General features: G+C 58.9%; 11 protein-coding genes. 5 read left to right on the forward strand and 6 right to left on the reverse strand.

From position 1 onward, the window contains the following. Positions 1-56: 56 nt before the first annotated feature. The 4 genes from PY649_RS30150 to traC are packed head-to-tail and all read right to left on the reverse strand — an operon-like array spanning position 57 to position 2,751. A complete protein-coding gene (locus tag PY649_RS30150) occupies positions 57-350 on the reverse strand; it encodes a hypothetical protein (protein ID WP_120709144.1) in 294 nt (97 codons plus the stop codon). Then, positions 323-2,242 (reverse strand): Ti-type conjugative transfer system protein TraG, encoded by a 1,920-nt coding sequence (gene traG / locus PY649_RS30155; RefSeq protein ID WP_120709145.1) that lies wholly within the window; start codon positions 2,240-2,242, stop codon positions 323-325. The genes PY649_RS30150 and traG overlap by 28 nt, the downstream gene beginning before the upstream one ends. Continuing rightward, positions 2,235-2,450 (reverse strand): type IV conjugative transfer system coupling protein TraD, encoded by a 216-nt coding sequence (traD, locus tag PY649_RS30160; protein ID WP_120709146.1) that lies wholly within the window; start codon positions 2,448-2,450, stop codon positions 2,235-2,237. The genes traG and traD overlap by 8 nt, the downstream gene beginning before the upstream one ends. Positions 2,451-2,454: 4 nt before the next feature. Next, positions 2,455-2,751 (reverse strand): conjugal transfer protein TraC, encoded by a 297-nt coding sequence (gene traC / locus PY649_RS30165; protein WP_285872564.1) that lies wholly within the window; start codon positions 2,749-2,751, stop codon positions 2,455-2,457. A 254-nt stretch (positions 2,752-3,005) separates the two neighbouring features. Here traC and traA point away from each other — a divergent pair, with 254 nt between their 5' ends. From traA to PY649_RS30185, 4 genes are all read left to right on the forward strand, one after another. Then, the gene (gene traA / locus PY649_RS30170; protein ID WP_285872565.1) at positions 3,006-6,317 is read left to right on the forward strand and encodes a Ti-type conjugative transfer relaxase TraA; all 3,312 of its coding nucleotides are present in this window, start codon (positions 3,006-3,008) and stop codon (positions 6,315-6,317) included. Between the two features lie 74 nt (positions 6,318-6,391). Further along, positions 6,392-6,880: a conjugative transfer signal peptidase TraF gene (traF, locus tag PY649_RS30175; RefSeq protein ID WP_245472478.1), complete on the forward strand. Its 489-nt coding sequence runs from the start codon at positions 6,392-6,394 to the stop codon at positions 6,878-6,880. Beyond that, entirely contained in the window at positions 6,870-8,033 is a 1,164-nt protein-coding gene (locus tag PY649_RS30180; RefSeq protein WP_285872566.1) for a conjugal transfer protein TraB, read from the forward strand. Before traF ends, PY649_RS30180 begins: the two co-directional genes overlap by 11 nt. 16 nt (positions 8,034-8,049) lie before the next feature. After that, a complete protein-coding gene (locus PY649_RS30185) occupies positions 8,050-8,658 on the forward strand; it encodes a TraH family protein (protein ID WP_285872567.1) in 609 nt (202 codons plus the stop codon). 706 nt (positions 8,659-9,364) lie between these two features. On the opposite strand, the gene PY649_RS30190 is transcribed toward PY649_RS30185, so the two are convergent. Next, entirely contained in the window at positions 9,365-9,601 is a 237-nt protein-coding gene (locus tag PY649_RS30190) for a helix-turn-helix domain-containing protein (RefSeq protein ID WP_285872568.1), read from the reverse strand. Positions 9,602-9,850: 249 nt separating this feature from the next. On the opposite strand from PY649_RS30190, the gene PY649_RS30195 reads away from it, so the two are divergent. Next, the gene (locus PY649_RS30195) at positions 9,851-10,165 is read left to right on the forward strand and encodes a transcriptional repressor TraM (protein ID WP_120709153.1); all 315 of its coding nucleotides are present in this window, start codon (positions 9,851-9,853) and stop codon (positions 10,163-10,165) included. A 3-nt stretch (positions 10,166-10,168) separates the two neighbouring features. On the opposite strand, the gene PY649_RS30200 is transcribed toward PY649_RS30195, so the two are convergent. Beyond that, on the reverse strand, positions 10,169-10,873 hold the full coding sequence (locus tag PY649_RS30200) for an autoinducer binding domain-containing protein (protein WP_120709220.1): 705 nt from the start codon (positions 10,871-10,873) through the stop codon (positions 10,169-10,171). Positions 10,874-11,099: the final 226 nt, after the last annotated feature.

Consider the following 11,099-nt stretch of genomic DNA (forward strand, 5'->3'; position numbering starts at 1 on the left):
CATCCCGGTTAACATGATCCTCGCGGCGGGATCCTTTGCTCAAACAGGCGGTGCGCTCATTCCCTATTCGTGGCGCCGTCCGGCTTGAACTCGGCTTCGAGCTTGTCGTTTCGCAAGCGCAGCTGGCGAACGCGCTCTCTTATCAAATCCTCGTAGGCATTAATCACGTCAATGCACTGGAATAGGAGGACTGCAATGCATGCGATCACCAGAGCGCCAAAGAGCAAAACAAATTCCATTTCGGTTACCTCGTGTATCTCTATCCATTGTCTTTCGAAGTAATTTCCCATCAGATTAAGGCGGGTGGCAGCCGATGCTACGATCACAAGGTTATCGACTTCCGCCCCCACTGAAACGACTTCCCATTGATGCAGTCCTTCATGTCGCGGCGGCGAAACCAAATCGCACGTCCACACCGGAGTGCGGGGTTTCCTGCTGTGAATACGATTTGCTCGTCCGCGCGCATGCGCAACACTTCATGCGGCTGGATCAGCGGGCGTGCGGCGAGTTGTTTCGATCGCGTTCGCGACGATCCCCTGGATTGGAAACTGCGACTGACCTGATCTATCTCGACCGTCGTCATGCCGGAGCGGCGGGAGATGTAATCGGCGGTCTCAGGATCATTGATCGCGGCAAAGGATATCCAGCTTGCGCTTTCGAACCATTTGCTTGTCGCGTCCCGTCCACCATAAGTCTCGCGCATCTGTCCGATCGACTGGTAGATCATGGTGAGCGTGATCCCATACTTGCGGCCGGCGTCACGCGCGGTCTCGAGGATACGCATGTAGCCGAGGCGCGCCACCTCATCGAGAAGGAAGAGCGTCCTGCCCTGTATCTCGCCGTTCAGGTTGCACATCGCGTTCAGAAACGACCCGATGATGACACGCGCCAGACCTGAATGCATCTCCAGCGTCTTGAGGTCGATGTTGATGAAGACGTCCGTCTTTCCTCCGGCGAGATCGCCCGTCGTGAAGGTCGTTCCCGAGACTAGGGCGGCGTAGTTCGGGTAGGACAGCCAATGCGTTTCCTTCACAGCATTGGCGTAGACGCCGGAGAAAGTTTCCGGCGTCATGTTGACGAAGGCCGCCACATTTTCCTTGACGAAATCCGACTCCGAATTGTCGTAGATCGATTGCAAACGTTCACGCAACTTGGGCTCCGGCTCTGAGAGATTCTTGCGCACCTGACGGAGGGTCTGGTCGTTTTCTATCGTGTGGCCGGAGAGGCAAACGTCGGCGATGAGCGCCGTCAGCAATTGCAAGGCCGAGGCACGGAAGAAGTCGTCGCGGAGACCGCGCGCGCCACTGTCGCTCACAACCCACGATGCAACGGACGCGATGTCCTCCTCTTTCGTTCCGCCGAAACGGCCGATCCAGTCGAGAGCGTTGAAGCCGATCTCCGAGTGTTTCGGATCGAGGATGAAGACGTCGCGGTTGCCGCCTCGGTGTTTCGACGCCATCGGCGCCACCTCGTTCGACGGATCGAGGATGATGAGTGCGCCGCCCCATTTAAGCGCTGTCGGGATCGTGACCGACGTCGTCTTGAAGCCGCCGGAGCCGGCAAAGACTATGCCGTGCGACGAGCCGAATGAGCCGTCGAAGCAAAGGAGCGGCGAGGTGCCGCCTGCGCCCCACGTCTCGGCGCGGTCGGCTCGAAACGATTGTGCGGCGACGCTGTCCGTGTCGACGCGGTAGCGTTCGCCGATGACGATGCCGCCGTCCTCGGGAAACAGCTGCTCGGCTTGCGACAGTTTCATCCAATCGGCCTCGCCGTGCAGAGCGCGCTTGCCATAGATGCGTTTCGGCTCGGCCTTGGCGAAGGCGGCGTTGCCGGCGATCACCACCCGCATGCCGAACAACGCCGACATCAGCACGACTGCCGCCCCGATTGCTGTCGCGGGATCGAGGTAATTGAAGAGGAACCTGCCGGCCGGAACCTGTTCCCGAAACGCAGAGAGCCTCATTGCCTCGCGTAGGACCGCAACGAGGACCGTCGCTATCGCTCCGGCGACGACGCCCCATCCTGCTGTCCTGATCCGCACGGATCCGGCGCTCGCAAACAGGAGGACGATGCCTTCGAAGGACGCGACGATATAGGGCAAAGCGATGCCAACGCGGCCTAGTATCTGCCGTGCGGTATCCGTCTTGCCGAAAGCGGAAAGCCATTTTTCGATCCCGGTCATGCCGATCGCCGTGGAGATCATCAATGCGCAGGGTACAACGAACAACAGGATTCTAGTCATCAATCTCTCCGAACGCCTCAGCACCAATTATGGTGAGCCGTGAGCGCTCTTGCTCGTCTCCCTTCAGCCGCCCGGCGGCATCGATGAGGAGCCCGAGCAGCAGAGCCCGCTTCTCGTAGCGCAGCCCCGCCTTCACGATCAGGCCGCCGAGCTCGATCTTTTCGCGGGTGTCCTTCTTGCGGGCGTCGGAAATGGTGATTCTTCGCATCCGCTCAAGCCTCGCCAGTGCCGCTCTGAGCCGCGCCAGACGGGTTTTGCGCGGGGGGCGTGCTGCTCTCGCCGGCGCCAGGCGCTCTTTTCCCTCCAGTCGAACCCGTCTTTCCTCCGCGAAAGCGTTTCGCCAGATCCTCGAACGCTACCTGCAGTTCCCCTTCCTCGATTACGATCTCGCTGAGTCCGGCCTTGAGCGCGATCCGGCCGATGCGCTCGGCCTCGCGGGTCTCAGCGAGCTTGAGCTGCTCCTGGAGCTTGGCGATTTCGCCACGAATTTTCGAGGATGGTTTCTTCACGTCCTGACGTCTCCTTGGGTGCGAAAGCTTGTCTTTCGGACTCCATCTTCCGGATGTCGGTGCGAAACGCACTACTGTGAATCCTACAATCGCCAAGGGCGATGCTTTCGTGGATGATCCCGGCCGCTCGACAAGAGCGGCATCCGAAGGGCGCAATTATACGTCGCTGTCGCGACGTTCTTCTGACGAGCGCCGGGGGGTCGATCTTGCTGCCGAACACATTGATTTGCTCTCAATAGAGAAAGAACTCCGCCGTGGCCGTCCCTCATTTCTCCGTCAGCATCGTCGCCCGCGGCTCCGGCCGCAGCGCCGTCCTGTCGGCGGCCTATCGGCATTGCGCGAAGATGGAGTACGAGCGAGAGGCGAGGACAATCGACTACACCCGTAAGGAGGGCTTGCTGCACGAAGAGTTCGTTATCCCCGCCGATGCGCCGCAGTGGCTACGGGAAATGGTGGCCGATCGCTCGGTCTCTGACGCATCCGAAGCCTTCTGGAACAGCGTCGAAGTTTTCGAGAAGCGTGTCGATGCCCAGCTTGCCAAGGATATGACCATTGCGTTGCCGATGGAACTCTCAACCGAGCAGAACATCGAACTGGTGCGGGATTTCGTCGAGCGGCACATCACCTCGGCAGGTATGGTGGCGGACTGGGTCTATCACGACGCGCCGGGCAACCCGCATGTGCATCTGATGACCACGCTTCGGCCACTTGCCGAAGATGGTTTCGGCGCCAAGAAGGTCGCGCTGACAGGGCCGGACGGCAAGCCGATCCGTAATGACGCAGGCAAGATTGTGTACGAACTTTGGGCGGGCAGCCTCGACGACTTCAACGCCTTTCGCGACGGCTGGTTCGCCTGCCAGAACAGGCATCTGGCGCTCGCCGGCCTCGATATCCGTGTCGACGGCCGGTCCTTCGAGAAACAGGGGATTGGGCTCACCCCGACCATTCACCTTGGCGTCGGCGCCAAGGCGATTGAACGGAAGTCGGTGGAGACAGACTGGGACATTTCACTGGAACGGCTGGAACTGCAGGACGAGCGCAGAGCCGAAAACGCCCGCCGCATCCAGCGCCGTCCGGAGCTCGTGCTCGACCTGATTACGAGGGAGAAGAGCGTCTTCGACGAACGCGACGTCGCCAAAATCCTGCATCGCTATATTGATGATGCCGGCCTTTTCCAAGGCTTGATGGCAAGGATCCTCCAGAGCCCGGATACACTCCGCCTCGAGCGCGAGCGGATCGAATTTTCAAGCGGCGCCCGAGTGCCCGCCAAGTTCACGACGCGGGACCTCATCCGGCTCGAAGCGGAGATGGCCAACCGAGCAATCTGGCTGTCTCAACGATCCTCCCACAGCGTAGCGGGCCCGGTACGCCAAGCGACGTTTGCCCGTCACTTGCACCTCTCCGACGAGCAAAAGACGGCTATCGCATACGCTACCGGCGGCGCGCGCATTGCTGCGGTGATCGGCCGCGCCGGCGCCGGCAAGACGACGACAATGAAGGCCGCGCGGGAGGCTTGGGAGACCGCAGGGTACCGCGTCGTCGGCGGAGCGCTTGCCGGCAAGGCCGCCGAGGGCCTGGAAAAGGAAGCCGGCATTCTCTCCCGCACGCTGTCATCCTGGGAGCTGCGGTGGAACCAAGGCCGCAATCAGCTCGACGACAAGACGGTGTTCGTCCTCGACGAAGCGGGCATGGTGTCATCGCGGCAGATGGCGCTCTTCGTTGAAGCTGCGACCAAGGCCGGCGCCAAACTCGTGCTTGTAGGAGACCCGGAACAGCTCCAGCCGATCGAAGCGGGTGCAGCGTTTCGGGCCATTGCCGATCGCGTTGGCTATACCGAACTCGAGACCATCTATCGCCAGCGCGAACAGTGGATGCGCGACGCCTCGCTCGATCTCGCCCGCGGCAATATAGGCAAAGCCGTCGAAGCCTATCGCGCGCCGGGCCACGTCAATGGAGCCGACTTCAAGGCCGATGCGGTGCAGGCGCTGATTGCCGATTGGAATCGCGATTACGATCCAGCCAAGACATCGCTGATCCTCGCCCATCTGCGTCGCGACGTCCGCATGCTCAATGAGATGGCACGGTCAAAGCTCGTCGAACGTGGCCTCGTCGCCGAGGGTTTTGTGTTTCGGACCGAGGATGGGCACCGGAAATTCGCGGCTGGCGATCAGGTAGTGTTCCTCAGGAACGAGGGTTCGCTCCGCGTCAAGAACGGCATGTTGGCGAAGGTCGTGGACGCCGCCCCCGGGCGTATCGTTGCGGAAGTCGGCGAAGGCGAACACCGCCGCCAGGTCACGGTCGAGCAACGCTTCTACGCCAATGTCGATCACGGCTATGCCACCACGATCCACAAGAGCCAGGGCGCGACCGTCGACCGGGTGAAGGTGCTGGCGTCCTTGTCGCTCGACCGTCATCTCACCTACGTTGCCATGACCCGTCATCGCGACGACCTTGGCCTCTATTACGGCCGTCGATCCTTCGCGAAGGCAGGCGGCTTGATCCCGATCCTGTCGCGGAGACAAGCCAAGGAAACGACGCTCGATTATGCGAGCGGCCGCTTCTATGGCCAAGCCCTTCGTTTCGCCGAGGCCCGTGGCCTTAACCTCGTCAACGTCGCGCGCACGGTCGTTCGTGACCATCTCGAATGGACCGTCCGCCAGAAGTCGAAGCTCGCCGAGCTTGGCGCACGTCTGGCGGCGCTCGCCGGCAAGCTAGGTCTCTCCGCCGCTGCCGTCAGGACCTCTCAATCGCACACCATCAAGGAGTCGAAACCCATGGTATCGGGCATTACCACGTTCCCAAGATCGCTGGAACAGGCTGTCGAAGACCGGCTTGCCGCCGACCCCGGCTTGAAGAAGCAATGGGAGGAAGTGTCGAACCGGTTCCACATCGTCTACGCTCAGCCGGAAGCGGCGTTCAAGGCCGCCAAAGTCGATACGATGCTGAAAGACGAAGCCGCGGCGAAATCGACCATAGCCAGGATCGGCTCCGAGCCGGAAGGCTTCGGTGCGCTGAAAGGCAAAACCGGGATCCTGGCGAGCCGCGCCGACAAGCAGAACCGAGAAAGGGCCGTCACCAATGCGCCTGCGCTGGCGCGCAACCTGGAACGCTATCTGCGCCAGCGGACGGAAGCCGAATGCAAATATGAAGTCGAGGAGCGCGCCCTCCGCCTGAAGGTCTCCCTCGACATCCCAGCGCTGACGCCGGTAGCAAAGCAGACACTCGAACGCGTCCGTGACGCCATCGATCGCAACGATCTTCCCGCAGGCCTCGAATACGCGCTCGCGGACAAGATGGTGAAAGCCGAACTCGAAGGGTTTGCAAGAGCCGTATCGGAACGTTTTGGCGAACGAACCTTCCTGTCCCTTACTGCGAAGTCCCCCAATGGACAGACATTCAATGCCGTCACCACGGGGATGACGGCGGGACAGAAGGCGGAAGTGGGATCGGCGTGGAGTTCGATGCGGACAGTGCAGCGACTTTCTGCGCATGAGCGCGCGGCTGAGTCGCTGACGCAGACCGAAACCCTCCGCCAATCAAAGAGCCAGGGGCTCTCTCTCAAATGATAAACCGAAGTGAAGTGAGCCTGCCGTCTCCCGTTCATAAACGGCTGCCGGTCCTGAGCATAGCGATTATCTCGATGGTCGCGACCGTGCTCGTGATGGCTGTCTTTTATTACGGTTATCGCATCAACCTCACACCGAGCGAGCCCCTCGGGCTTTGGCGTATTGTATCTCTCGACCGTCCAGCATCCGTTGGGGATCTCGTCTTCATTTGCCCTCCGCAAACTGCGTCAATGCGGGAGGCGCGCGCGCGTGGGTATCTCCGCGTGGGATCCTGCCCGGGCGATGTCGCGCCGCTCATCAAGACGATCATCGCCACAGCCGGGCAGCGTGTCGAAATCGGTGCGCACGTGACGATCGACGGGCGCCCGATCCCATTTTCCGATCTAGCTGAGCGCGACGGCGAGGGTCGACCGATAACAGCATTTCCGGGCGGCGTCGTGCCGGCGGGAAGCGTCTTTCTCTATTCAGCGTTCAGGAGCTCTTATGACTCCCGCTATTTCGGCCCCCTAGCAGCTTCCGGCATCATCGGCCTGGCGCAAGAGGTGCTCACCTATGCGCCTTGAGCACCTTCAGTCCGCCCTGTCGATTGCCGCTTCAATCTTCGTCGGAATGGTTGGGTGGAGTGGCCATGTTCTGCTTCTTCCAGTCGCTCTTGCGTTTCCGATCCTTTGGATGCTTGCGCGCACGCGATTGATTGCCGCGTTTGTCGCGGCTGGCTATTTCCTGGCTGCTTCTTGGGGATTACCCCAAGGCGTCGCAACCTTCTACTTCTCCGATCTCTGGCCGGGCCTGTTGCTCTGGCTATGCGCATCGCTGAGCTTTGTCGGCGTCCACACGATACTCTGGACGAGACGCAGCTGTACGCGACCGTTTCGCTATCTCGCGGCAGCCGTACTTATGACCATTCCACCATTCGGCATCACCGGTTGGGCCCATCCGATCACAGCCACGGGTGTGCTGTTTCCAGGATGGGGATGGTGGGGATTGGTCGCCGCGACAGCCGGCCTCATGGGCCTCGTAACCCGTGCCTGGCCGGCTGTCATAATCGCCCTTGCAGGCTTTTGGCTTTGGTCCGCCGCAATCTGGACCGAGCCGACGCTACCGGAAGCGTGGCAGGGCGTCGACCTCGAATTGGGCGTTTCGCTCGGCCGCGACATCAGTCTGCAGCGCCACCGTGATCTGATTGCCACGGTGAAGGGTCGAGTATCTGGTGGCAGCCGCTGGATCGTGCTGCCCGAAAGCGCGCTCGGCTCTTGGACGCCGACGGCGGAGCGGCTGTGGATAAAAGCTCTACAGGGAACGGACATCTCCGTTATCGCCGGCGCCGCAGTTGTCGATTCAGGCGGATACGACAATGTTATGATCGCCATCTCCGGCGGTGGTGCACAACTCTTCTATCGAGAGCGCATGCCGGTCCCAGGTTCGATGTGGCAACCCTGGCGCCCCATGCTCGCTCAGAGCGGCGGGGCGCGCGCGCATTTCTTCGCAAATCCGATCGTGACCATTGCGGACCATCGGGTAGCGCCACTGATCTGCTATGAGCAACTGATCATCTGGCCCGTCATCCAATCCATGCTGTACGATCCGGATGTCATCGTCGCCGCTGGCAATGGGTGGTGGACCAAAGGGACCCCTATTGTCGCCATCCAGCGCGCCAGCACGGAAGCCTGGGCGCGCCTATTCGACAAACCCCTCGTCTTTTCCTTCAACAGCTAACTTACAAGGAGAGGTCATGCTTGACGCTGCCCTGATCAAACAATGCGCCGACCCCTCATTGAGGCCGGCGATCGTCGAGCAGTTCGTGACTGCCGCAGGGTCGTCCGATCCCCTTGCCGTTACCGTCATATCAGATGGCCGGTTGATTCTCATTCCGAAGCCTACGTCGGCCGACGAAGCCCTAGCGATCGTTCGGCAGTATGTTGGCCAAGCTGTGGTTCGTGTCGGTCTGACGCAATTTCCGGCCGGTGTCGGCGTGAAGGAGGCGGCCGATCTGAAGCCGGACTTGGTCGATGCCTGCGAGAACCTCCGCAAGGGTACGACGATGTTCGCCAAGGTGCTGCACATCGTCGCAAAATGGTACGGCAATCCGAAGAGCGACGACGTCTTCCGCCAGATTTTCGAGGATGCGCTTTATGCCTGGAAGACCGGGGAATTCGAAGGAGTGAGTGTGTTTCAAGCGCAGGATCCAGGAGCATCTATCGAATTGCCTCAGCAACACGAAGCGCATTCAGTCGATGAAGAGCCGGCCGCAGTGAGCACGCCCGAGAAGCAGGCGCAGACGAATGAGGATATTGGCCAAGTGGGAATTCGCATCGATCTTTCGAGGATCGGGGGCAAATAAGCGCTCGAGTTTCTCACGTCGATCGGTACGACGCGTGGACCATCGTCAGATTGCACGGCCATCCTCCAGGATCAGTTTAAGGGGTAGTTCCAAAGCGCTAACGCTACAGCGCGGAAAAGGATACGGCGTACAAACGTCCCCCGAATGGGATCACCTTTTGATGGTCGCACAATACAAGGCCTGAAACAAATTTCTCTCGATATGCTTCTGCCAAGATTCGCAATCCAGAGAAGTCGGAGTTCGAGACGGACGCTACCGCTTCCTACTTCGATGCCAACAATCCGTCATCTTCTATCTTCGATGACGATATCGACTTCATTCTGCTGCTTGCCGCCGAAAATGCGAGAATTCGAAGCGCTCGTCCCCGTCACTCGCGAATTCAAGAACCTCGGCAAGACGAAAGTCTCCAGCACGGTCCAAATTGCCGCCTTCTGCCGTAGGCGGTCGAGAGAGACGTCCCGACGGACGCGAGAAGACCAGAATGGGATGTGGTGCCGGTCCTGGAGACTGCGGCTCTCGGGTTTGATTCAACTGAAATTCGGGCTGCCGGCGATCAAAAACACCTTCGATTCGCGAACGACCCAATTGTGGTACGGCGGACAAGAGCCAATTCCCTGAGGCTGCTTGGGTATTCGTGGTTGACGATGCGCTGAGCATGCGTCCTTGTTCGCCTTAGTTTTCCGGTTCCCAGCTCAGTATTCGTCAGCTAGCAAAGCGGTTTAATTTTCGTGTCAGGCCGCCGTTTTAGCAATTCTGACGCCTCAACATCTAAAACTGTCGCCAGGCGATCGACAACATCGATGCTTGCATTATAGACACTGCGCTCCAGAGAACTGATATAAGTACGATCGATACCTGCCCGAAACGCAAGCTCTTCTTGCGACAGGCCTTTGGCTTGACGCGCAGCTTTCAGATTTCGTGCAAACACCTCTCGAATCTCCATGGCGGAGAGAGCAGCGGCTTGCAGAGTATTTCACCACGGAGTATTCTCGACAATGTAATCCGGATATGGATTCTACATATAGAATCAGCGGGATGCCGTGTTTGCTGGTGCCTTCTTCGTGTGAGCAACGAAGTGTCGACGATTTTAGGTCCCATCTTGCTGAGCTATGGGATCTATTTTGCAAAGCGTATACGATGCCGAAAGGTCTCGGTCCTCGGCGGGTCGTGAATAAGGTCAGAGGAGGAGTGGATGGACAACGAGGTCTCATTCGAGACTGGTGGCGAAAGAGCGTCTCGTTATAGAGCGATGCGAGAATCCGATTTGAAGGCGTTAGCAGTTTCCGCGATCCGCGAACACCGCCGACTTCTAGCCGCCGATGAAGCTGTCTACGAAGAGTGGACCCTTGCAGCCGCCAACGCCTCAATTTCCAGCGATGTGCTCAAAAGCCTGCAGGATGAGTATGTCGAACGTCAAAAGAAGTCAGAAGCGCAGCAGGAAGAACTCTCGGAAATCATCGATGCGCTTGGCTATGTTCCTGATGTGCCCTCAGAGGACGACGAATGATGGTTAGACCAGACCGCGGTCCTTCGCGATTGCCACGAGTTGCGGGATCGTCGCGGCATTCAGCTTCTTGCGTGCGCTATCGAAATAGTGCTGCACTGTTCTTGGGGTAATTCCCATTAAAACAGCAATCTCCCACGCTTTCTTGCCCTTTGCCGCCCACGTAAGACACATGGCCTCCCTTGGTGAAAGGAGCCGGCTAGGTGCGACGATCGTCGACGCAGCTATGATCTTCAGGCGATAGTGAATTGCCAAGACCGCCTGCAGCGGGCTTAGTTGCTTCTGACATTTTGAAATATCAGATTTGTTCCCCGAGGAAGCAAATGTCAGCATAATGGTTGAGCCGAAACTGCCCTGAACGGGAACTGTCACACCACTGCGAATACCATGTTCTACCGCTTCATCCCGAAAACGCTTGAACTCAGAGGTTCCACGAGACGGCCAGTCATCGATCGTCCAGGAAAACATCTCCATCCGGCGTTTGGCTTCCGTAACTACCGGATCAACCCGAGAATATTGGTTGCGTAGGTAAATTTTCTGCCATTTCTCGGGATAAGAACTGAGTACGCGGGCTTCGAGGCCTTCCGTTTGCAGGTACGCAAAGAATTCAAATCCACACGAATGAACGAAACCTTTGAGCCCGCGTTTTATCATCCGTTCATCATATGAGGCTTCAACCATGTCGATGAGAGCGCTTAAGGCTGGATCCACAGACCTGTCTCCTTTCTTTTGAAGTGAAGGCCCCCGCTCCTTCGAGCGGTGATACAGATCTGCGGCCGTCAGCGCAAACATCTATTCACCTCTCTCGTGCATTCAAAACCTTCTGACTAAAAGATTATGAACCGCGCCGGGTTTGCCGGAGGCCGTTTGGTTTAAGTTATGCGGCCATGGCTGGCGCGTCCAGCATGGCATAGTAACGTTCTTCGGCTTCGGCAGG

This window comes from Rhizobium mayense (assembly GCF_030272705.1).
GTDB classification, from domain to species: Bacteria; Pseudomonadota; Alphaproteobacteria; order Rhizobiales; family Rhizobiaceae; genus Rhizobium; species Rhizobium mayense.

Excerpts from the sequence above, each read along its gene's own strand:
- traG (WP_120709145.1), bottom strand. The coding sequence starts at position 2,242 with ATGACTAGAATCCTGTTGTTCGTTGTACCCTGCGCATTGATGATCTCC.
- traD (WP_120709146.1), bottom strand. The coding sequence starts at position 2,450 with ATGCGAAGAATCACCATTTCCGACGCCCGCAAGAAGGACACCCGCGAA.
- traF (WP_245472478.1), top strand. The coding sequence starts at position 6,392 with ATGGTCGCGACCGTGCTCGTGATGGCTGTCTTTTATTACGGTTATCGC.
- PY649_RS30180 (WP_285872566.1), top strand. The coding sequence starts at position 6,870 with ATGCGCCTTGAGCACCTTCAGTCCGCCCTGTCGATTGCCGCTTCAATC.
- PY649_RS30185 (WP_285872567.1), top strand. The coding sequence starts at position 8,050 with ATGCTTGACGCTGCCCTGATCAAACAATGCGCCGACCCCTCATTGAGG.
- PY649_RS30190 (WP_285872568.1), bottom strand. The coding sequence starts at position 9,601 with ATGGAGATTCGAGAGGTGTTTGCACGAAATCTGAAAGCTGCGCGTCAA.
- PY649_RS30195 (WP_120709153.1), top strand. The coding sequence starts at position 9,851 with ATGGACAACGAGGTCTCATTCGAGACTGGTGGCGAAAGAGCGTCTCGT.